Below are 22,741 nucleotides of genomic sequence, written 5' to 3'. Positions count from 1 at the left end.
AGTATGCTATATAGATTAGAATAGCTTGGACGACCTGTTACTATTTTTAATAGAGTAAAAAACCCTCACCATTTCGGTGAGGATTTACCTTTAAGCTTCTGTAAACTCAATGTTTAATGACTTTATTTAATCGGAGAAGGAAATCTTGCTACTTCAAAATGTGCACCATCTTCTAAAGGACTTAAAACTCCATCTATACTACTTTGTGCATAAACCTCAACTTCATCCCCTGCATTCAATTGAACAATCGTCGAAACACTTACTACATTTCCAAAACTTATTGGACCAAAAAAGTCATTATCTATAGCTATCGCTGCGTTTCCATTCACACGAATTTCTACACGCGCTCTATAATTTAAAGTTGGATCGTTTGGAAAGAAACCAATCGTTCCAATAATAGAATATACTCCTTTAGTCTTCGGCATAAAAATAGATGTTGCTGGATTATACTCATTCGCTAAATCAAATTGTTCATTTTGAAATAACACTTTCACAAAAGTATTAGCAGGAACATTTTGATTCACAGTATTTCTAGCTCTAAATGCCGATGCTCTAACAAGATTGTCCTTGTTATCATGGCACTTACTAGTGTTCTTACAACAATCATGGTGCTTCTTTTTATACTCCTTACAATACTTACAGTAGTAATAACAAGACATACTAATTCCCCTTTCAAACTTATTACTACATATTATGTAAGATTGATTTATAAGGTTTGGACTAGCTATTTTTATTGTTCATAAGGGCGCTATTAACCTGCACCCTTATTTATATACACCACTTCATTCCTTACTAGTTATAAGTTGTATACAGTTCCATATGGAATAGTAAGAAAAGAACTTCCATACGGTGTAACATGATGTACTGGGTAAAAATACTCTACGGATGAGTAATATGGTTGTACTCCTTGCTGCTGCATTTGCATTTGTTGTTGCATTTGTAATGCTTGTTGAATAGCTTGGACTGTACTTTGTGCTCCACTATACGTTATAGACGTACCATACGCTGGTCGCATGCCAGCTTGAGAATTAAAATATGAATAAAACATGATTTTCAACTCACTTCCATATAATTTGTTACAAATTATATTATGATTCTTTATTTCAGTGGGTACTATAAAGCTAGTCCGCTCGCTTATATTCAAATGACAAAATAAAAAAGTAGCTGCTAGACTACCTCGAATTCTTCTTATCACCAAATGAAATGATATACATATTCTCCTGTTACACGCTCATCAATTCCCGCAACCCTAACGAACCTCAGTAAATCCGCCCCTTGAAGAAAATATACCGAAATCGTAACCGGTACTTGTGACCACATGAATTGATAAAGCTCATTCACTCTCTGATTCGTCGTAACAATTAAATCATTTACAGGTCCATGATTCCATGCAGAGGTTTGAACTGAAGTGAAAGAAAGATCTTTTCCATTAACCACTATTCTTGATACGCTTTGAGTTATGTCCACAATAATCCCCTCCAACATTACAAAAATCGGACCTTTTTTAGTTCATATTATTATAAATATTCTTAACTGCAATAAATGTTTAAGGCAAATCCCTAATAAAATTTTTTTATTAATATCCCTTAATTCCCATTACAATCATATGATTTCTAACCTTATTCAATTTTTGTAATTAAAATAAAAAGGCATCTTAATTAGATGCCCTTTACTTATCTTTTAATACAATTCTACTGTTAAAATAGCGATGCCGCATCTGATACAAGCGATAGAATCCTTAAGTTTATGAAACATACAAGAAACATCTTTATCTTCCCATGATAGAGAATTATTCAAGCTTAGGTTATTTATTGCAGTAAATAATCTAGAATTCAATTATTTGTTTTTTCTTTCTTGTTTTCTTTTTAAATAGGCGAAACTTTCTAATAATAAAAACAGACGATTTAATGTAAATGGTAACCCTGCAATTCAGAAGTTTGACACAATCCTGGAAAAAGCTTATAAAGAAAAGTGAGGTTCCGTTATTTTCACACTTAGAAGTGCAGTCATGTTATATACAAGTTAAAATACAGTTTTATAAGTGTGAACGAACTACAAAACTAAAAAACAAATAATAAGTTTGCAACATGTTTGCAAATACGAATTTTGCATATAAATTCGTGTAATATTGAAAGGAGTTTTACTTATGAAAGAAATTAAAACAGAACAAGAATTCAAAGACATCATCGCAAGCGAGGAGCCAGTAGTTGTTAAGTTCTTTACTACATGGTGCCCAGATTGCGTACGTATGGACAACTTTATCGGAGATGTAATGGAAGAGTTCAATAAATTTGAATGGTATTCTATTAATAAAGATGAGTTTCCAAGTATCGCTGAAGAGTATCAAGTAATGGGTATTCCAAGTTTACTTGTATACCAAAATGGTGAGAAGCTAGGCCACTTACATAGTGCTAATGCAAAAACTGAAGAGCAAGTTACTGAGTTTTTAGAAGCATACTAAAATAAAAGCCCTCTGGAAAATATTTTTCAGAGGGCTTTTATCTGTTTTCACAATTATCTTTTGATGTTTTTCATCGTTTAATGAATTACACCCTGTCATTATAAGAATAGTACATAGTAAGAAAAGTATTCGCTTCTTCATCCATCTACCCTTCTATCTCTTTAGTAAATAAACTCTAATTAGGTTCACACCCTGACTTTGTACTTTTCAACATATTTTTCCTTCACGAAACTTTGTTATCCCCTTCTTAAAAAGCTATAAAACGTCAACAATGTTTGTATAGACCCACACGACTTTCGTTTGATACTCTATTTATAGAAAGAAATTCCTTTAAAGAAAGGTGAGTGATTAAAATGGATACTCTTTCTCATAAAGAAGCTGATAAAGGTGCTATTGTCAGCATTATGGCCTACATATTTTTATCCTCTATGAAAATCATCATCAGTTATATTACCCTCTCTAGCGCATTACGTGCTGACGGTTTAAATAACTTAACGGATATCGGTGCTTCTTTAGCGATATTAATTGGTCTAAAAATATCTCGTAAACCTCGTGACCCAGATCATCCGTATGGGCATTCACGGGCCGAACAAATCGCATCACTTGTTGCGTCCTTCATTATGGCAACAGTCGGATTAGAAGTTGTTATTAGTGCCATTCAATCTTTCTTAAATCCGAAACAAGCAGCACCTAATGTACTCGCTGCATGGGTTGCTTTATTTTCTGCTGTCGTTATGTACTGCGTGTATTTGTATACGAAAAAAATTGCAGCACGAACAAAAAGTAAATCACTAGAAGCTGCTGCAAAAGATAATTTATCAGATGCACTCGTAAGTATCGGTACTGTAGTAGGTATTGTCGGTTCTCAGTTCCAAATGCCTATTTTAGACCCTATTGCCGCTTTAATTGTTGGTCTTATTATTTGTAAAACTGCATGGGAGATTTTCGTAGAATCTTCTCATATGCTAACAGATGGAATTGATCCTGATAAAATGGAGGAATACGCTGATGCTATTGAGCATATTGGCGGTGTGGAAAACATTGTAGATATTCGAGCACGTATGTACGGGAATCAAACGTACGTTGATATTACAATTGAAGTAGATGCTCGTATGGATGTTGGAGAAAGTCACTGTATTACCGACAACATCGAAGCTATGCTTCGCAAAAAGTTTGGAATTTACCATGCACACATTCATGTTGAGCCAATGAAAAAAGAACCTATTATGACATAGGTTCTTTTTTTATGAACGTTTTATGGAATATAACACATAAAACGAGCCAGCTACCGCCAGCTGCCCATCCTGCTAATATGTCAGATGGATAGTGCACGCCAAGATATATTCGGCTAACTGAAATAGATAATACAACAAAGCTTGCTATAAGAATAATTAGCAATTTTTTATGCAACGAAATACGATCTTCAGTAATTGTGACGTATGCAATAAATCCTAAAAAAGCCGTAGCATTCATCGTATGACCGCTCGGAAAACTATATCCAGTTGCAGTAACAAGCTGCGTAACATCAGGTCTTGCTCGTTCGTACCATAGTTTAAGCAGACTGTTTAAATAACGAGATCCGTAGTAATTAATTGTTAGAAGCAATGCACTAAGCAACTTTTTTCTAACGAGAAAATACATTACAAGAATAATGAGTAATGGGAAAAATATCCTTTTGGAACCGATAAAAGACACCCAAGTAAAATAGGTCGTCAAATAATCGTTTCGAAAGCTTTGAATAAAATGTGCGACTATATTGTCAAAATTCTCAATACAAGCGGTATGATACGAAAGTGATAATACGACAAAACAAATGAGTAACGTAAAACTTAGCAAGTATAAATGTCGATATCGTTTCACATACATAACCTCACTATGCAAAAAAATGGAGCGGTTGTTTTAGTTTTCCTCTCCATTTCTTTTTTATGCATAGTTTATTAAAAAATATAATTATTAATTTTTTGCTTCATCTCAGGGATATCTTCTCTTGTTACGGTAAAACGAATCACCTTCTCATCAAGATCAAGCGCCTCAGCGAATAATCCAGCTAAACCACGAGATTTTCTATCTACTTCCATAATAATTTCTAGTCGATCGTATGCACGTGGCAAGATTAATAATTCTAATTCATCTAATTTCCCATAATACTCTCCAGAAACTGGAATAAACTCAAATTCTTGTGCGAATGGAACTTGCTTACGTAATCGATGCGGTAATTCTTCACATTCTATATGACGTGCTTTAAACCCTAATTCATTTACACTATCTAAAACACTACTTAATAATGCATTGGGTAACACTTGAACGTAGTCGCGGTCACTTGGGTCTATACTATGTTTAATATCAAGACCTGTATGAATCCAAACCGTTTTCATATCAAGTGTAAGTGGTGCTTCAATTGGCATTGGAAAAGAAAATGGAATTTCAACTTTTTCATTCGGTTCTATAGAAAATGGTTCTGTTAAGCGTACTCGCTCTAAATCATACGTTGATGTTACTTTTTTATCATCCACTTCTCGTACATACGACGTCGATAATGTTAAGTAAATGCTTTCAATTTGCTGGCTAACTGAACCTCCAGTTATATGAACCTTTCCAACTATTTCTTCCCCAACAATATACTCATCTTTTTCAAGAACAGTATCTACCTTTGCACTCCCAATACCAACGCTTGCTAAAAACTTTTGAAACATGGAGTCTCCATCCTTTCTAAAGCAGAAGCTACATCTTGTTTTAAATCTTGTACATTCTCATAGTACGGCGTTTTTATTTGTAACATTCGCATAAGCATTTCGCGATTATAATTTTCCAAAGTTAATTCTTCGTACCATGGTTTTTCCTGTTTTTCATTAGATTCATATCCTGCATATAATAAAAATAACGAGAAATGACCGAGTGCATAAAAGTCGCTACGAAAGTGGACTTCTCGCATCAAAGCTTGTTCACCTTCGTAAGTTGTAGCTCTCTCATCACCCTCACCTTTCCATTTAGCCAATCCAAAATCAATAATACTAATTTGATTTTCTTTCATTAATATGTTTGGAATGCGTAAATCTCGGTGAATAATGCCTTCACTATGAAACACCGATACAATTTCTAATATTTCATATAAAATCTCAAAAACTTCACGTTCTGTATATACATACCCATCTATGAAAATATAATCTTCAAAATTTTTACCAGGCATGTACTCCATCACAAAGAAGCTCTTTTTCTCCCATATGAAATGATCATACAGACTAGGAATTGCATGATGATTTAATGTTTGTAAAATCATTTTCTCTTGTTCAAATGATTTTCTACCAGACTCATATCTTTGTTTACTTTGTCTTAATTGTTTTAAGACTTTATATCTATTTACTTGTAAATCATTAACGACATATGTGACCCCATAACTGCCCATTCCAATTACTGATTCAATTTTATAACGTTCTGCAACAATTGTATTTTTCCGCAGTGGTCTATCAAATAATGCTAGTACACGACGCCATTTCATCAGCTACTTGAAAAGAAGCTACGGCTTTTACGTTTTCTTTTATAATGTTGATGTCCATAACCAGATGAACGTCGTTTATAATCGCTACTTGAATACGAGCGCCCTCTACGACGGTAATCACTACTTGAATACGAACGATATTTTTTCTTTCCTAATAAAGAATCAATAATTTTTTTGAACATCCCTTCACCTCTTGAGTAAAATTTCATTTTAATTATACCAATAATTATTGACTATATTTGTGACAGGTTTGTAAAGAGTAAAAAAACGACGAGTTATGCCCGTCGTTACTTTCATTCATCCTCTTCATCAAAAACTTCATCAATCATGCATTTCTCTAATAAATACTCAAATGTAATATCTGCGAGATCTTCAATTTCTTCTCGTTTCGGGACGTACCCTCTTTCAATTAGTTGCTCATAAAAAAACTCCGCAATCTCTTCCGTATCAATCACGACTTCAATTTCCTTCATGAGCATCACTCCTTTATTTCTGTTTTATGAAAAAATCTCAAAATTATGTATATGAGATTAGAAAAATAGATTTTATTTTTTTATAGGTCATAAGCTTTGGACGAGATGCATACGATTGTAGTACAAGCTATTCAAAGGGGGAAATAATAATGGAAAATCAATATGAAGTAGGACAAACAAAAGAAGAGTTCATGCATGAAGATCAATGGGCAGACTCTCTTATAAAGTGGCTTTTTATTTTTTTAATAATTGTAGGCATACCTTATACTGCATATGTTGTTGTTCAATTTATTCTCTCTTTCTAGTTAACTATTTTTTCTCTGTCAATTTAACTAAATAATTATGAACAACATCCATTACAATTTTATATTCTTCATCTTTAAATGTATCGAACAATAATTGATAATCGTTATAAATATCAAGTAATCCATCAATGATTTCTTGACGATTCGTCTTAACACTCACTTTTTTCGAGTTGTTAATTGACTTTAACTTACCTAAATCTAATTTATTCATACCTGCTTTATCTTGTTTCAGTTTCTTCAAAATTGCATTTGCCGTTTGAGCATTGGCAAGTAACGTTAAATCTGACTCATCCGCTTCTAACCATTCACCATCCGTAATCCGTGACAATTCATAAATTGTATCTTCCCATGCGTCATTCTTATATCTCCATACTTCTGTACGAAAACCAACAATACGGAAAACATCTTTATCATATCCAGTTACTTGCACAAGATCACCAAACGTGAAATTATAATTTAATTCAATCCACTCCGTATCGCCCTTTTTCATATCTTGCTCTGTAACGTGCTGCAGCGTTTGCTCTACGTAAAATCCATCGTGATTATTGACTTCGTATACATAAACTCCATCTAAAACCTTCATATTTGTGATTTTCCCAACGGTTCCATATAGCGTAATCACGACTATGTCCCCTACGTTGTATTTAGGTTGTTTTTTTCTTGCCATCTCTATCTCTCCTTTTTTTGACGTCGTGATTTTGATATCAGTATATGCAACCTACATAAAAACGCTTATCACAGAAGCTTATATTCATAAATTTTTTCAATAAAAATTATAATCTTATAAAATTTACGTTACACTCAAAAAAAAGCTAGTAACTAGACTAGCTTCAAATCAACAAATTTCATATAAAAAAACATACAGAATACTTCACTTTAAACAAAGTAATGTATTCTGTATGTTTTCAAATAGTTTTTATCTATCTTGTATGTATAAATCCCAGGCTTCATCAAATATAGACATACTTTCTAGCATTCCGCTCAACTCTAAGTATGAACTAATTTCATCATAGTCTTCAGATTGCTTCGGAAAACTTAAATCATCATACATCGCCTCTGCTAAATCTGAAATTTCATTTCTAAATAAAGCTGCACGATGCTTCATCATATAATGGTAAAATGTCTTTTTCAAAAATATTCCCTACCTTTCTAACTTGGGTACATTATACAAGGCAAAAAAGAAAAAAACCAGCATAAAAGCTGGTTAAAAGTCGAAGTAATTTCTTTTTAATAGACGTGGTCTTCCCATTAATTCTTCATATGTTAGTTGTTTTGGTAAATCTTTCGTATAAATTAAAAATAACTGATCTTCAATTTCTTTTACTGTATGGTCTGATTGATAGTCCATCCCGCACGAGGAACAAGAAATACATGGTGTCTTTTGGATTTCAATGGCTTTCGTACCATCTGGTAATTCCCAATATACAGTATTCAAGCTTTCTTTCGCTTCTGTACTGTCACACCACATACAATTCATACTGCATCACCCTCAGTTTTTTTGTCGTTTTCTTCTAATTTAGCCATTTGTGCTTGATATTTTTTATCTTTTAATTGATCACGCTTATCACGTTTATCTTTTAAAGATGCATGAGTATCATTATCTTCGTAGTCTTTACGACGGTTCATACGCTGTAAGTCGTCTGGAACGAGGTTAAATTTCTTATCGCTCATAAGACCTGCGATACCAACATCTGAACGTTTTTCTTCGTAGTTCGGATAAATCTCTTTAAAGTATCCTTCCGCTCTTCCTGGAATATAGCTCTCTGGCTCTGGATACGTCGTAATAACACCTTCAAAGTTACGAAGTACAACTTTATCTGCACTTTGTGAGATTAAATAGTTTGGTTGAAGTGCAATTTTACCGCCTCCACCTGGCGCATCAACAACGAATGTCGGAACAGCATAACCAGATGTGTGTCCACGTAAACCTTCAATAATTTCAAGACCTTTAGATACTGGTGCACGGAAGTGACCGATACCTTCAGATAAATCACATTGATAAATGTAATATGGACGTACACGGATTTTTACTAAGTCATGCATAAGTTTTTTCATAATTGGAACGCTGTCGTTAATACCAGCTAAAATTACTGCTTGGTTTCCGACTGGAACACCAGCATTCGCTAACATTTCACATGCCTTTTTCGATTCTTCAGTAATTTCAATAGATGTATTGAAATGTGTATTTAACCATACTGGATGGTATTTTTTAATAATGTTACATAAATTTTCTGTAATACGTTGCGGGAATACTACTGGTGCTCTCGTTCCGATACGAATAATCTCAACATGCGGAATCTCTCGTAAATTTTTTAATACATATTCTAAAATTTTATCGTTAATTAGAAGTCCATCACCACCGGAGATTAATACATCTCGTACTTGTGGTGTTTCACTAATATAAGCAATCGCATCATCTAATTGTTTCTTCGGTACACCCATTCCAATTTGTCCACTAAAACGACGGCGTGTACAGTAACGACAATACATAGAACATTGATTTGTTACTAAGAATAGTACACGGTCTGGATAACGATGTGTTAGCCCTGGAACTGGTGAATCTTCATCTTCGTGAAGCGGATCTTCTAAATCATATTTTGTTTTATATAACTCTTCCGAAATCGGTACTGATTGCATCCGAATCGGACAGCGTGGATCATCAGGATTCATTAGCCAAGCATAGTACGGTGTAATGTTTAACGGGATCGTTTTCGTTGAAATTTTAACGCCCTCTTCTTCTTCAGGTGTTAAGTTAATTACTTTTCTTAAGTCATCTAACGTTTTGATCGTATTCGTTAATTGCCAAACCCAATCATTCCATTGCTCTTCAGTAACATCTTTCCATAATTCGATATCCTTCCAGTGACGATTTGGTTTGTATACATCATGTAACATTGCTATTCCCCCTTTTTATACGCTCATCCTTTATATAAGCAATAGTTATGCCAACTTTACATTGTTGATAAGTAAATATGCGGAGAACCCTATTACATAAGCGAAAAAATATTTTTAAGCGTTGTATGAAATCAATACTTAACATTATATTCATTACTTTTTATATATGTAAACGCTCTTTTATTCGTGCAAACACACAAAAACCGCCGATTATTCGGCGGTTTTGTCGTACTTGCTCAGTTTATATTGAAGCGTTTGACGAGGGATACCTAACATTTTTGCGGCTTGTAATATATTCCCTTCCGTTTCAATCAACGCTTGATCTATTAATTCTTTTTCTGTTTGATGAAGTGCTTCTCTAAGTGGCAATATGCTCTTCTTCTTCGGAAGATTCTCTTTCCGAAATGTACGCGGTAAACAATTAGCTGTTAATGTATTACCTTCTGCAATTATGACAGCATGTTCAATCGTATGTTTTAACTCCCGGACATTTCCAGGCCACTGATAAGCTTGCAGTCTATCTTTCGCTTCCTCATCAATTTGAAGTACACCTTTTTTATAACTTTTATTATATTCTTTCAAAAAATAAGATGCTAATAATAGTACATCCTCAGTTCTTTCACGAAGCGGTGGGATATATAATGAAAATACGTTTAAGCGATAATATAAATCAGTGCGAATTTTATTCTCTCGTAAACATATTTCTGGAGGCTGGTTCATTGCGGTAATAACGCGAACATCTACTTTTCTCGTCTTATTATCACCAATTCTTCTAATGACTCCATCTTCTAACACTCGTAACATTTTTGCTTGCAAATCAAGAGGCATTGAATTCAGTTCATCTAAAAATAATGTACCACCATCAACAAGTTCAAATAGCCCAGCTCTTTCAATCGCTCCTGTATAGCTTCCTTTTGTCGTTCCAAACAATAAACTTTCTAATAACGACTCTGGTAAAGCTGCACAGTTTTGTGCAATAAATGGCTTGTTTTTTCTTTTAGAAGCTTCATGAATTGCTTGTACGAACAGTTCTTTTCCTGTTCCTGTTTCACCATATATTAAAACATTTGCGTCTGTTGGTGCTACTTTTTGTGCTAGCTCTTTCGTCTGTTTAAACCGCGTATCATTTGTCACTATCGTCTCAAATGCAGCATGCTTTTTAATCAATTTTTTTCTAGATGACCGTTTTATTTTCGACTGTAAATCAACAATTGTGTCAGTAAGTTTTTGAATTGTAGAGTAATCCTTTGCAATTTCAACAGCCCCGGCAATATTCCCATCTATAAAAATAGGTAACGTCGTATTTACTGTACAAACATCTTCACCATTTAAATTTTGATAATGCTGTACTTGATGTACGATAGGTTTTTTTGTATCTAATACTTTCATCAATGTACTCGTTTCCCTTGATAAAGACGGGAACACTTCTAACAAATGCTTCCCTAACACTTTTTCAATCTTGGATCCATCGTGTTTTGCAGCTACAGAGTTATAAAATATTGTAATTCCATTTTCATCTACAGCGTGTATAGCCTCATCAATGCTGCCCAAAATCGCTTCAATGACTTCTTGTGTCGAAACTGCTAGCAATGTCATCCCCCCTTTTGCCGAAAATCCAGCAATTACATGCCGAATTTTCGGCATACCTATGTGCGATTGTAAGCATGACGATTCCGTTCTATAATTTTGATCAATTTTATATTTTAATTAGTACGGCTTTTTCGAACACCCAGCTCCACCTAACTATTTTGCTTTACAGCCGAATTTTGAGGCGGAATTTTTACTGCTTTCGAATAGCTAGATAAATCTTTCACCCATATATTCATATCTTCCAACTTATCGAAAATGTAGCAATTATTCGCCAGTCTTCCTTTATACGTATAGCCTAATTGATGAAATGCAGCATTCATTCCGAAAGAAAGCGATCGAGCAATTGTATAGGAACAGAAAATAGATTTTTCTCGGAGCTCTTCCTCTAATTTAATTAGTAAACTTTTCATAAATCCATGTTTACGATATTCAGGTAAAGTAGCACAATTTGTTAATTCTGCATTCCCTTCTTTTATATTCATTTCTGCAGATGCTGTACTAATAATTTCCCCCTCAAATTCATACACGTAGTAAATTGTATCGTCTTCTTTCATCGTCTGTAATACATAACTCGCTTCATTTAAAGGTGTCGGATACACTTCAAATACTTTTCCGAATACAGTTGCTAATTCTTCTGCATCTTCTTCAGTCGCTTTTCTCAGCAGAAATTTCTCTGGAACTACTTTTTCTTTTATTTCTTTTCCTTTTACACCGCTTAATATAGTATCTTCCTCAGTCCAATGCATACTATTTCGTCTTTCATCATTATTATATTTCACAAAAAAGTATGCATCGTGTCCTTGAAAATAATGAGGTATCGTTGCTTCCAACAAAAAACCGAAAGAGAGCCATGTTGAAACATGCTCTCCCTTTCCTTTAATAATACATTTAGTGAAAGAATGTTTCTCTGCTAGTTCGTCAATTGTCTGTATAATACTTTCAACATTTCCTGTATAGTGGTCTACTCGGATACGTTTATTAAAATAATCTAAAACGCCTTCTACTGTATAACAATTCGTCTGTTCTCTAAAAGATTCATAGTATTTCATTTTTTCACCTCACACCAATCTAGTAATGTACATGCAATAATTTTTGCGGCAGCTATCATTTTATCAACTTCTATATACTCGTTTGGATAGTGTGCTACTTTTGTCTCTCCTGGACCAAATACTATAGTTGGTACACCTGAGATTTGTGTAAATAAACCTCCATCAGTCCCCCAAGGAGATGCTTCAATAATTGGTTCGTTCCCTTCGATTTCAACAAAGTTATGATGAAGTGCGGTAATAAGTTCATGATTTTCTTCTAATTCACCAGGAACCCATCTCGCTCCAAACCATTCTACTTCTACTGGATTTTCAACAAACCAATTGTCCACATCATTTAATTCAGCAATCCAATTCTCAAATTCTTCTTTTGCCGCCTCTATAGTCTCATTCGGCGCAACACCGCATCTTCCTTCTAAAATTAATTCATCGGGAACAGAACTTGGCCAACTCCCTCCTTCAATTTTCCCAATGTTAATTGGAATTGGAATCGGAATTCCTTTAAATAACGGATCTGTGATTCGACTATTTCTTTTCTCCTCTAGCTTTCTTACATGTTCTATAACAAACATACTTTTTTCAATTGCACTAACCCCTTCATAACGCGTTCCACCGTGTGCTGCTTTCCCTTTTACACGTAGACGAAACCACATGGAACCTTGTTGTTTCGGGAAAAACTTCATATTAGTAGGTTCTGGAATAATGACACCATCTGCCTTATATCCTCGTAATATAGTTGCTAATGTCCCTGCTCCGCCACTTTCCTCTTCTATTACACTTTGAAAATAGATGTCTCCTTTTAATTCAATGCTAGATTCAATAATCGCTTCCATCGCAAGCATGAGTGCGACATTTCCGCCTTTCATATCCGTCGTTCCACGGCCATATATACGATTTCCTATTCTCTCACCACTATAAGGATGATGTTCCCACTGATTCACATCCCCTTCCGGAACTACATCAATATGCCCATTTAATATCATAGATTTCCCGTCGCCACTTCCTTTTAAAGTTGCTACAATATTTGGGCTATCTGAAAAACTTGTACGGGGTGATACAAAATAAGGATGACCTTTCATTTTAGAAAAAGAAGGCTCCCAAATATCGAGGTCTAAACCTAATTCACGTAATTTTTCAATCACAATCGCCTGCGCACCGCTTTCATCACCAGATACGCTCTTTTCTTGAATTAATCGCTTTAAAAATTTTACACTTTCTTCTTCATGACTCTCAATATAATCACAAACTTGCTTTTTTAATTGCTCCACATATTACATCTCCCCTCATTCAATTACTAGTAAGTTAGAACTAATTTGAAAATCAGCTTCTGTATGTCGTTTTACATCTTCTACTGTGTATGGACTCATTAATTCTTGTAATATAAGTCCACTCGGAGTTACCTCCATGACCGCCATATCAGTAATAATTAAATCTACACATTTCTTTGAAGTTAATGGCAATGTACACTCTGAAACAATTTTTGCATTTCCATACTTATCAACATGATTCATCACAACAACGACCCGCTTCGCTTTTTGTGCTAAATCCATTGCTCCACCAATGCCTGGAACACGTTTTCCAGGTACAATCCAGTTTGCTAAATCACCATTTTCACTTACCTGTAATGAACCAAGAATCGTTATATCTAGCAAACCTTTTCGAATCATACCAAACGCTGTACAGCTATCGAAATAACTCGCTCCTGTTATAAGAGAAGTTGGTAAACCTGCTGCGTTACACAAATTTTCATCTTCATTCCCTTTACTTGGTGTTGGTCCCATTCCGACGATTCCATTTTCCGCATGAAACATAACATTTATATCGTCAGGCAAATGATTTGGTACAAGCGATGGTATGCCAATACCTAAATTTACAATCATGCCATTTTGTATTTCTTTCGCCGCTCGCCTAGCAATCTTATCTCTCACTTCTACGCCCATACCCATTTCCAGTTCACTCCTTCCGACGGTACAATATAATTTACGAAAACACCTGGAACGACGATTTCCTCTGGATCTAAACTTCCTAGCAGGACTATTTCTTCTGCTTCTACAATTGTTATATCCCCAGCCATTGCTACGTGAGGATTCATATTTCGTGCACTTTTGTCAAAAACAAGGTTACCAAACGGATCTGACTTTTTCGCATATACAATTGAAACTTCAGCAGTTAATGCTGTTTCAACTAAATATGTCTTACCATTCATTTCAACCGTTCGTTTTCCCTCTTCCACAATCGTATCAACACCTACATCAACTAAAATACCACCAAGACCAACACCACCAGCACGAATGCGCTCTGCTAATGTTCCCTGCGGAGAAAACTCAATTTGTAATCTTCCCTCGTTTAGTTGCCTTCCTGCATTTGGGTTGGAGCCAATGTGAGAAGTAATTAGTGATTTAACTCTTTCATTTGTAACAAGACGACCGATACCTACATCAGGAAATCCAGTGTCATTTCCAACCAAATTTAAATTTGTAACGCCTTTTTCTAAAATTGCCTGTATTAAAGATGGAGGGGATCCAATCCCTCCAAATCCCCCAAACATTAATGTCATATCATCATGGAACAAAGAAATTACTTCCTCAATTTCTTTTAATTTACCGAATGTATTTGTAATAGTTGTCATGCGATACTATGCCCTCCTTTTTGCATCATCTCTTCCACACTTTTAGAGAAAATTGAAAGTAATTCATCTAACTCGGAATATGTAGTTGTCATTGGCGGTGCTACTAGCAGTGCACTATCTTCTTTTCCTGCTTGCCCTGAAACTGCTTGGTATAAAAGCAGGCCATTTTTAGCTGCAACCGAAATAAGCTCCGACGCTTTTGTAAACGGTTGCAATTCTACTCCAATTAGCAACCCTTTTCCGCGCACATCAGCAATGATTGTCGATTGTTGTTGAACTTTCTGTAAGCCTTTTATTAAATATTCTCCCTTTTCTGCTGTTTTTTCAGGGAGATTATGTTTCTCCATATATTCAATAACAGCTAAAGCCGTTGCTGCAGACAATGGATTTGCACTTAACGTATGACCGCTCATTACTGAACGTGATCCACGTAATATTGGTTCCATAACACGATCACTTACAACTGTCGCTGCCATCGGTGTATATCCCGCTCCTAGCCCTTTACCAAGTGTCATAATATCAGGTTCTACACCCCAATGCTCCATCGCAAACCATGCTCCCGTACGACCAAGCCCAGTCATTACTTCATCCGCAATAAATAAAATATCGTAATGGTTGCAAATATCTTTAATGACTTTATAATAGTCTTTTGGCGGAACAACCGCACCTCCAGCTGCTCCGATAATCGGCTCAGCAATAAAAGCAGCAATATGCTCTGCACCAATTCTTTCAATTGATCTTTCTAATTCAGTCGCACATGCCAGCTGACAAGTTGGATATACCTTTTGAACAGGACACCTGAAACAATATGGAGCTGGTATAGTCGGATAATCTTCCAAAATAGATACGAAACGTTGTCTACGTAGTGGGTGACCAGACATCGATAACGCACCCATCGTAATACCGTGATAACTCATCCATCTCGATAAAATTTTATGCTTACCTTGAATACCTCGCTCTTGAAAATGCTGAATTGCAATTTTCATAGCTGTTTCATTTGCTTCCGTACCACTATTTACAAAGAAACTCCAGTTCAAATCTCCTACACTTAAATCACTTAACTTCTTCGCTAATTTTTCAGCTGGTTCACTCGTAAACTGTGATCTATAAACAAAAGCAATCTCCTCAGCTTGCTTTTTAATAACGTCTGCAATCTCCTTTACGCCATGCCCAATACCTGCCGTAATTGCTCCTGACGAACCATCAAAATATTTATTACCATTTTGATCATACAAATAAACACCTTTTCCATGTGAAATCATTGGATATGGCTGACCAACAAGTGGTTTAATTAAGTAATCGCGCATAGCGCTCCCCCATTTCTCCAATTTGTATATATATATGAAGAAAATTGACGTTTCTTTCATAAAAAAGAATCCTCTGCAAAAGCAGTGAATTTATCAAAAAACTATTATAAAATATACAAATGAGTGCTTAAAAATACCTATAAAACAGAAAATTCAGAACTTAAAAATGAAGACCAACCCTTTTCTATACGCCCAAGTAACCCTCCCTTTTATCTGAAATGACTACATCACCAAATGTTTTTATAGCATAATGCCAGCTGCCCTCAAATGCCGACATTCTGTACACTTCGACGGAACTCCCGTTAAACTCCTTCCTATTATCCTACTTTAAATTGCATATTTTAAAACAAATTTCGACAACGCTACACCTTTCTAATCAGTTCAGATTCATATTTAATATGTGAATTTTTCATTTTTAAACTATAAAAAAAGAACCGATTAACCACATTAATCAGTTCGTCATGACGCTCTCTTATGGGTTAATACTGTCAATTGCTAAAATAAATAGAAAAATCAAGTTTACAAATTCATCCTACAGCCTATAACACAAAACCTTTTCATAACTTCATTCACAATTACTATCAGGATATCCCTATCCCGAAGTGGCACCCCTTTCCTCAGATTCAAACTACCTTTCCTTTATAATTTATGTAGGACAATTATCACTTTGTATGTGTATTTGCCTATAATTAAAAAAAACCCTAGTTTTCTAGCGATTGCTGGACATGTATTCAATATGTTATTGAAATGCACTTTCAATTTGGCATTTATTTTACTTTCGTGCAATCATATGTACTGCTTTACTCTGCAAAATACTCGTAAGCACAAGCACCTCTTTATGACAACATATTTGTTGTAAATTTTTAATTTTCCCCTTTATAAAATCATTTTTTCGCATAACCGCTTTCTTGCTTCGCATATAATTTTAATGATGACAAAGGAGGAATGTTCATGTCTCAATCTGAAATTGAAAAATATGGACAAGAAGTTACGCAATACGAACAGCTCGCACGTTACTATCAGTTTCGTAATCCTAAAAAATATATAGAATTATATATGAAATATTGCGATGCACTTTCAAAACTTGTACAGGCGCATGAAACAAGGGATTCACAAGAAGCTACTTTACCGTCACATATAAGAATTTTTCATGCCGATCCAAATATACCGGCGGTTGACATTTTAGTAAACGGACAAAAAGTTATTAAAAATATTTCATTTAAGCAATTCAGCCCTTATTTATCATTAGTACAAGGTAAATACCGTATAGATATTGTCCCTGTCGGAAATGAAACTCCAATCTTTTCAGCATTGGTACCAATAATGGGAAATCATACTTATACTCTTGCTGCAATAAATAGTGATAATCACCTACAATTACAACCTATACTTGATAATACACATTTACCAGCTGGTCAAGCCAAAATACGCTTTGCACATTTCTCTCCAGATACCCCTGTTGTAAATGTCGATTTAAAAGATGGAGATCATTTATTTGAAAATGTACTCTTTAAACAGATAACAGATTTTTTGCAAGTTAGCCCCGGTACAGCGGATATTGAAATTTCACTCGCAAATAATAAAAACGTTTTATTGACTATACCGAAATTCAATGTTGAACCAAATGTTATTTATACAATTTCAATAGTAGGTTATTCAACTAAAGATCCTAAATTAGAAGCCGTTATACTCACAAATTAAAACAGTCTACACCATTCATTTGGTGTAGACTGTTTATTTTTGAAATGCAATTTGAAATTCTGTCCAATCGTTATCTGATCGACACATAATGGACCCATTATGTTTTTCCACAATTTGTTTACATACAAATAAGCCAATACCAGTTCCTAACTTTTTAGTAGTTACAAACGGTTCAAAAATCGTTTCTACATTTTCAGCTGGAATCATTGGTCCATTATTTTTTATCACAATTCGAATAGCTTGATCTTCTTCAAATACATCAATGATAATTTTTCGTTCTTCTTTCATTGATTCAAGAGCATCAATTGAATTCATTAATATGTTTAAAAATACTTGTCTCACTTCACTTCGATAACCAACAAGCGGAATTGGATACGGTAAATTCTTTTCAATTGAAACATTCGCATTGACCAAACTCGGATATAAGAATTGTATAATGTCTTGAAACAAGTCATTAAGCCAAAACCGTTCCGATTCATTCCACATTTCTTTTTTCGATACGAGTAAAAATTGCGAAATACGAAAATTTAATTGATCTAATTCATGCGAAATAATATCTAAATACGATAAACTCGGATGATCTGCCTTTAATAGTTTGACAAATCCCATAATGGAAGTAAGCGGATTACGAAATTCATGTACAAAACTAGCTGACATTTGCCCTAAAATCGTCAGCCTTTCTTTATGTGTTTCATTAATATATTGCTGTTTTTCCTCTAAATTCTTCGATATAATTTCCGAGTATTTTAAAACGGTATAATAAATTAATTTGTCAAAACAAGTATGTATTTTTGCCATAATTGGTTTCAATTCACGAGCGCTAACATCTAATTCACACATCGCTTCGAAAAGTTCATTTCTTCCCACGTTTGCGTTATAAACAAAATCTCCAATATTCGCATCTGCTCCAGCACGTTCAATAGCAATTTTCTCGCATAACGGTTGAAGATAATTTATATCTTTATCTTCCATAGTAAGTTCGATAATCAACTCTAGTAAATCCTCTCCATTTTGAACTACTTCTAGTTTAAATGGATCTTTTTCGGAAATTATCATTTTGTTTTTCCAGTTCTCTACGAATTGGTGCCTATTGTTTTTCAAGTGTGAACAAAATATTTCTTTAATATCCTTATCGATTGGAAAAACCTCCATTCCCTCCATTTCCATACGACGAATACCCTTTATATTTTGAATATTAACACAAAAAAGATGATTCGTTAATAGATTTTTGTCACATTTTGTTAATTTCTGTTGATAAAATTATTTTTTTCTTTCTTATTTAACTAATTGTATGCAAATACCCTTTTTCCTTCACACATTTTCATTATTTCCGTAGTCAACACGACTTTTTTTTGCATCATTTTTAATTCTTGCGTACAATAGAAAATGAAAGGTGTGAAAAATATGGTAAATAAAAATGTGGAAGATTATCTCCAAGAAGGCATTTACGGCCAAAAGCAAAACAAACCAGAAGAACGTAATATGTATTTAACTACATTACGTGAGCGTGTAGAAATCGCTTTAACGATCGGTCAAGTAATGCAAAGTAATGTATACTCTGAAGTGGCGGGTAGCATGCGCTCTTCTCAATCATTACAACTCCTCCTAAATGGTGGCATTGCTTACCCACATTTATCAAAATACATTAAATTAGCAAACGAAAAAAATGTTCCTTTTACAATTGTTCAAAATAAAGATACAAAAACACCAATCGGTTTAGTATTAACTCATGCTACTGCTGTAGATAAAGAACAAATTTATGTAGAAGATACTATTTTCAAACAAGAAATGAAGTAAAAGTTACACTTAATTAAATAGTTACTAGAAGCGTAAAAAACGAGTATGGAATCGTAAACATTTCCTACTCGTTTTTTTAGCGCAAAGTTTAAGTTTTTCTAATTTATTTTTTAATACATACTAATTTCATTTCTGTCATTTCTTCTATTGCATATTTAATTCCTTCGCGCCCCGTGCCACTTTCTTTCACACCACCATAAGGCATATGATCTACTCTGAACGTTGGAATATCATTAATCATGACACCACCAACCTCTAACTCATCGATTGCACGCATTGCTTTAAATAAATTATTTGTAAATACTCCTGCCTGTAAGCCGTAACGCGAATTATTTACTTGCTCAATCGCTTCATCAAATTCTTTAAATGTATTTACTGTCATGAGTGGACCGAATACTTCTTGGCACTGCACAGATACATGATTTGGAACATTTGTTAATACAGTCGGTTCAAAAATTCTTGCATCCCGCTTCTTACCACCGTGTAAAATAGTTGCTCCTTCCTTGATTGCTTCTTGAACCCACATATCAATTCGCTCTACATCTTTTTTTGAAATTAAAGCTGATACATCCGTTTCTTCAAGCAGTGGATCACCAACAACTACTGATTCCATCGCTTTCTTTAGCTTCGAAAGAAATTCATGCATTTTCGTTTCATGTACAAAAACACGTTGTACGGAAATACAAACTTGCCCATTATTAACAAATGCTCCCCATTTTACACGTTCAATGATTTCATCTGTTAACTCTACATCTTCATCAATTATAACAGCAGCATTTGATCCTAGTTCTAACGTAACTCGTTTTAACCCAGCCTTTTGTTTTATTCCGATTCCAACTTTTGGACTTCCGGTAAAAGTAATAGAAGCAACATAATCATTTTTAACGATTGCCTCACCCACCGTGGAGCCAGGACCAGAAATGATATTTAAAGCTCCATTTGGCAATCCTGCCTCTTCAAATAACTCAACTAATGCATAAGATGATAATGGCGTTTGATCAGCTGGCTTTAACACAACTGTATTTCCGGCAGCAATTGCAGGTCCAACTTTATGCGCAACTAAATTTAATGGGAAATTAAATGGTGTAATAGCCCCTATTACACCAATCGGCTTTCGGATTGTATATGCAATACGCCCATCCGCACCAGGTGCGGCGTCTAATGGCAATGTCTCACCATATATACGCTTCGCTTCTTCAGCTGCAAATTTGTATGTTTGAACAGTACGATCCACTTCTCCCCTAGCAGCACGTATTGGTTTTGCAGCTTCTTTTGCAATAATCTCTGCAAATTCTTCTCTTCTTTCATCCATTTTTTGTGCAACCTTCTCTAAAATAATCGCACGATCATATGCGGATAATTTATTCATTTTTGTCATTGCATTTTTTGCAGCAATAACAGCCTCTTTTACATCTTCTTCCGTTCCTTGTGCAATTTCTGCTAATATTTCTTCAGAATATGGTGCGTATAATGGTTTATACGTGTTTACAGATTTCCAATCTCCATTTATATATAAATGCTTTTTCATACTTCTTCTCCTTCCAAATATATGTATACAACAATAATTCACCTAGTGAAAGGTCTGGCTTATGCCATTGTATCATAGCCCCTATCCCTCAAAAAACATTATGCTCAAAAAAACTCTGCTATTTAGCAGAGTTTACGAGCTAATTTGCTCTTGTAATGAAATTTGTTTTTCATCTTCTAAAATAACAATCGATTCTACTATCTTTGTAACTTCCAATCTTTTTATATAGTGTCCATCTAATTCTTTCACACAAAACTTATAATTTTCAATTTCAATGGAATCCTCTTCAGCAATCTCTATATTCTTCGTTAAAATCCAACCACCAATTGTATCAACACCATCATCATCAATCCCTAAACCAAATAACGTATTCACTTCACTAACAAGTACTTTTCCCTCTAGTATCGTCTTCGTTTCACTAACTTGTTGAATTTCTGGCTGCTCATCCGTATCAAACTCATCCTGAATATCTCCAACAATTTCTTCCAGAATATCTTCAACAGTAACAAGTCCAGATGTCCCACCATATTCATCTATCAATATAGCAATATGTGTTCTTTCTTTTTGCATTTTTAAAAACAAATCATGAATTGGGATAGAATCGATAACTAAAATAATTGGTCTCATATATTGCTCTACTGTCTTTTTATTAACAGCTTTATGTTGTACAAACTCAGTAAAAATATCTTTAAAATTCACAAAACCTATTACGTGGTCTTTATCGCCATCAACAACTGGATACCTTGTATATTTTTCACGAGACATTTTTTGCAAAGCTTCTTCAGCAGGCATTTCTTTACTTATAATATTCATTTCGGTTCGAGGTACCATTATTTCTTTTGCAATCCGATCATCAAATTCAAAAATTTTATTTACATATTTATATTCAGATTGATTAATTTCACCATTTTTATAACTCTCTGAAACTAACAACCGTAATTCTTCTTCTGAATGAACCTCATCATGCCCCTTCGGCGGTTTCAACCCTAGCAGCTTCGTAATGATTCGAGCTGAACCATTTAATATCCAAATAAATGGGAATGCAATACGATAAAAGAAAATTAACGGCTTAGAAACAAGCAAACTTACTTGTTCAGATTTTTGAATTGCAAATGTTTTTGGGGCCAATTCCCCTATTACAACATGTAAAAAAGTAATTAAAAAAAATACTAAAATTACAGCAAAAATGTCTGCTAGTTGAGTAGAGATATTCCAATTTGCAAAAAGCGTATCAAACATTTGCTTTAACGCAGGTTTACCAAACCACCCAATTCCTAAAGCTGTAACAGTAATTCCTAGCTGACAAGCAGATAAATATTCGTCTAAGTTTGTAATGACTGTTTTGACCGATGTTGCACGATTATTTCCTTCTGCAATTAAATAGTCAATTCGTGAACTTCTCACTTTAACAATTGCAAATTCTGCTGCAACGAAAAATGCCGTTAAGGCAATTAAAACAATCACTATACTTATACTATATATGTCCAAATACTTTTCCTTACTTACATTGTAA

The 22,741-nt window shown here is 34.5% G+C and carries 26 protein-coding genes; 5 read left to right on the top strand and 21 right to left on the bottom strand.

Annotated elements, in window-relative coordinates; genetic code table 11:
* Nucleotides 1-122: 122 nt before the first annotated feature.
* The 3 genes from ASE54_RS04605 to ASE54_RS04595 form a co-directional block, all read right to left on the bottom strand.
* Nucleotides 123-659 (bottom strand): hypothetical protein, encoded by a 537-nt coding sequence (locus ASE54_RS04605; protein ID WP_002162813.1) that lies wholly within the window; start codon nucleotides 657-659, stop codon nucleotides 123-125.
* A 137-nt stretch (nucleotides 660-796) separates the two neighbouring features.
* Nucleotides 797-1,048 carry a DUF3947 family protein gene (locus tag ASE54_RS04600; RefSeq protein WP_000500101.1) on the bottom strand — a complete coding sequence of 84 codons (252 nt, stop codon included), beginning with the start codon at nucleotides 1,046-1,048 and terminating at the stop codon, nucleotides 797-799.
* Nucleotides 1,049-1,191: 143 nt separating this feature from the next.
* A complete protein-coding gene (locus ASE54_RS04595) occupies nucleotides 1,192-1,467 on the bottom strand; it encodes a hypothetical protein (RefSeq protein WP_000355694.1) in 276 nt (91 codons plus the stop codon).
* Nucleotides 1,468-2,146: 679 nt separating this feature from the next.
* Between ASE54_RS04595 and ASE54_RS04590 the strand changes: the two genes are divergently transcribed.
* Nucleotides 2,147-2,461, top strand: a complete 315-nt coding sequence (locus tag ASE54_RS04590; protein ID WP_000658787.1) for a thioredoxin family protein — start codon at nucleotides 2,147-2,149, stop codon at nucleotides 2,459-2,461.
* Nucleotides 2,462-2,814: 353 nt separating this feature from the next.
* A complete protein-coding gene (locus tag ASE54_RS04585; RefSeq protein WP_000380385.1) occupies nucleotides 2,815-3,696 on the top strand; it encodes a cation diffusion facilitator family transporter in 882 nt (293 codons plus the stop codon).
* Here ASE54_RS04585 and ASE54_RS04580 read toward each other — a convergent pair.
* From ASE54_RS04580 to ASE54_RS04560, 5 genes are all read right to left on the bottom strand, one after another.
* A complete protein-coding gene (locus ASE54_RS04580; RefSeq protein ID WP_002082842.1) occupies nucleotides 3,686-4,321 on the bottom strand; it encodes a phosphatase PAP2 family protein in 636 nt (211 codons plus the stop codon). The two genes, ASE54_RS04585 and ASE54_RS04580, sit on opposite strands and share 11 nt — an antisense overlap.
* Nucleotides 4,322-4,398: 77 nt before the next feature.
* Nucleotides 4,399-5,154, bottom strand: coding sequence for a sporulation protein (locus tag ASE54_RS04575; RefSeq protein ID WP_000486634.1), 756 nt, complete (start codon nucleotides 5,152-5,154; stop codon nucleotides 4,399-4,401).
* Complete coding sequence (locus ASE54_RS04570; RefSeq protein ID WP_000872072.1) at nucleotides 5,136-5,957, bottom strand: protein kinase; 822 nt, start codon at nucleotides 5,955-5,957, stop codon at nucleotides 5,136-5,138. The genes ASE54_RS04575 and ASE54_RS04570 overlap by 19 nt, the downstream gene beginning before the upstream one ends.
* Nucleotides 5,957-6,139 carry a hypothetical protein gene (locus tag ASE54_RS04565; protein WP_000473371.1) on the bottom strand — a complete coding sequence of 61 codons (183 nt, stop codon included), beginning with the start codon at nucleotides 6,137-6,139 and terminating at the stop codon, nucleotides 5,957-5,959. The genes ASE54_RS04570 and ASE54_RS04565 overlap by 1 nt, the downstream gene beginning before the upstream one ends.
* Before the next feature lie 111 nt (nucleotides 6,140-6,250).
* Nucleotides 6,251-6,430: a YozD family protein gene (locus ASE54_RS04560; RefSeq protein ID WP_000658451.1), complete on the bottom strand. Its 180-nt coding sequence runs from the start codon at nucleotides 6,428-6,430 to the stop codon at nucleotides 6,251-6,253.
* Between the two features lie 149 nt (nucleotides 6,431-6,579).
* Here ASE54_RS04560 and ASE54_RS33595 point away from each other — a divergent pair, with 149 nt between their 5' ends.
* Nucleotides 6,580-6,735, top strand: a complete 156-nt coding sequence (locus ASE54_RS33595) for a DUF3930 family protein (protein WP_000431485.1) — start codon at nucleotides 6,580-6,582, stop codon at nucleotides 6,733-6,735.
* Nucleotides 6,736-6,739: 4 nt separating this feature from the next.
* On the opposite strand, the gene ASE54_RS04555 is transcribed toward ASE54_RS33595, so the two are convergent.
* From ASE54_RS04555 to ASE54_RS04510, 10 genes are all read right to left on the bottom strand, one after another.
* On the bottom strand, nucleotides 6,740-7,402 hold the full coding sequence (locus tag ASE54_RS04555) for a hypothetical protein (RefSeq protein WP_000101498.1): 663 nt from the start codon (nucleotides 7,400-7,402) through the stop codon (nucleotides 6,740-6,742).
* Between the two features lie 249 nt (nucleotides 7,403-7,651).
* Nucleotides 7,652-7,867 carry a YozE family protein gene (locus ASE54_RS04550; protein WP_000750717.1) on the bottom strand — a complete coding sequence of 72 codons (216 nt, stop codon included), beginning with the start codon at nucleotides 7,865-7,867 and terminating at the stop codon, nucleotides 7,652-7,654.
* Nucleotides 7,868-7,939: 72 nt separating this feature from the next.
* A complete protein-coding gene (locus ASE54_RS04545; protein ID WP_000995766.1) occupies nucleotides 7,940-8,212 on the bottom strand; it encodes a YokU family protein in 273 nt (90 codons plus the stop codon).
* On the bottom strand, nucleotides 8,209-9,630 hold the full coding sequence (gene ablA / locus ASE54_RS04540) for a lysine 2,3-aminomutase (protein WP_000902145.1): 1,422 nt from the start codon (nucleotides 9,628-9,630) through the stop codon (nucleotides 8,209-8,211). The genes ASE54_RS04545 and ablA overlap by 4 nt, the downstream gene beginning before the upstream one ends.
* Before the next feature lie 210 nt (nucleotides 9,631-9,840).
* Nucleotides 9,841-11,226 (bottom strand): arginine utilization transcriptional regulator RocR, encoded by a 1,386-nt coding sequence (rocR, locus tag ASE54_RS04535; protein ID WP_014895234.1) that lies wholly within the window; start codon nucleotides 11,224-11,226, stop codon nucleotides 9,841-9,843.
* A 143-nt stretch (nucleotides 11,227-11,369) separates the two neighbouring features.
* The gene (gene ablB, locus ASE54_RS04530; protein ID WP_000878598.1) at nucleotides 11,370-12,269 is read right to left on the bottom strand and encodes a putative beta-lysine N-acetyltransferase; all 900 of its coding nucleotides are present in this window, start codon (nucleotides 12,267-12,269) and stop codon (nucleotides 11,370-11,372) included.
* Complete coding sequence (locus ASE54_RS04525) at nucleotides 12,266-13,534, bottom strand: peptidase (protein ID WP_000436696.1); 1,269 nt, start codon at nucleotides 13,532-13,534, stop codon at nucleotides 12,266-12,268. Before ASE54_RS04525 ends, ablB begins: the two co-directional genes overlap by 4 nt.
* Nucleotides 13,535-13,549: 15 nt before the next feature.
* Nucleotides 13,550-14,212, bottom strand: coding sequence for a CoA transferase subunit B (locus tag ASE54_RS04520; protein ID WP_000525278.1), 663 nt, complete (start codon nucleotides 14,210-14,212; stop codon nucleotides 13,550-13,552).
* The gene (atoD, locus tag ASE54_RS04515; RefSeq protein WP_057187498.1) at nucleotides 14,197-14,895 is read right to left on the bottom strand and encodes an acetate CoA-transferase subunit alpha; all 699 of its coding nucleotides are present in this window, start codon (nucleotides 14,893-14,895) and stop codon (nucleotides 14,197-14,199) included. Before atoD ends, ASE54_RS04520 begins: the two co-directional genes overlap by 16 nt.
* On the bottom strand, nucleotides 14,892-16,202 hold the full coding sequence (locus ASE54_RS04510; RefSeq protein ID WP_001205879.1) for an aspartate aminotransferase family protein: 1,311 nt from the start codon (nucleotides 16,200-16,202) through the stop codon (nucleotides 14,892-14,894). Before ASE54_RS04510 ends, atoD begins: the two co-directional genes overlap by 4 nt.
* A gap of 951 nt (nucleotides 16,203-17,153) precedes the next feature.
* On the opposite strand from ASE54_RS04510, the gene ASE54_RS04505 reads away from it, so the two are divergent.
* Nucleotides 17,154-17,903 (top strand): DUF4397 domain-containing protein, encoded by a 750-nt coding sequence (locus ASE54_RS04505; RefSeq protein ID WP_000083279.1) that lies wholly within the window; start codon nucleotides 17,154-17,156, stop codon nucleotides 17,901-17,903.
* A 33-nt stretch (nucleotides 17,904-17,936) separates the two neighbouring features.
* Here the strand turns inward: ASE54_RS04505 and ASE54_RS04500 are convergent, their stop codons facing one another.
* Nucleotides 17,937-19,070 (bottom strand): BA2291 family sporulation histidine kinase, encoded by a 1,134-nt coding sequence (locus ASE54_RS04500; RefSeq protein ID WP_000425087.1) that lies wholly within the window; start codon nucleotides 19,068-19,070, stop codon nucleotides 17,937-17,939.
* Between the two features lie 237 nt (nucleotides 19,071-19,307).
* Here ASE54_RS04500 and ASE54_RS04495 point away from each other — a divergent pair, with 237 nt between their 5' ends.
* Complete coding sequence (locus ASE54_RS04495; protein ID WP_000247560.1) at nucleotides 19,308-19,700, top strand: YueI family protein; 393 nt, start codon at nucleotides 19,308-19,310, stop codon at nucleotides 19,698-19,700.
* A gap of 103 nt (nucleotides 19,701-19,803) precedes the next feature.
* Here the strand turns inward: ASE54_RS04495 and ASE54_RS04490 are convergent, their stop codons facing one another.
* Complete coding sequence (locus tag ASE54_RS04490; protein WP_000716437.1) at nucleotides 19,804-21,228, bottom strand: aldehyde dehydrogenase family protein; 1,425 nt, start codon at nucleotides 21,226-21,228, stop codon at nucleotides 19,804-19,806.
* A 132-nt stretch (nucleotides 21,229-21,360) separates the two neighbouring features.
* A complete protein-coding gene (locus ASE54_RS04485) occupies nucleotides 21,361-22,716 on the bottom strand; it encodes a hemolysin family protein (RefSeq protein WP_000356245.1) in 1,356 nt (451 codons plus the stop codon).
* Between the last annotated feature and the right edge of the window lie 25 nt (nucleotides 22,717-22,741).

Source organism: Bacillus sp. Root131, from assembly GCF_001429475.1.
Taxonomy (GTDB): domain Bacteria; phylum Bacillota; class Bacilli; order Bacillales; family Bacillaceae_G; genus Bacillus_A; species Bacillus_A thuringiensis_S.
This window is presented reverse-complemented; position numbering and strand designations above follow the sequence as displayed.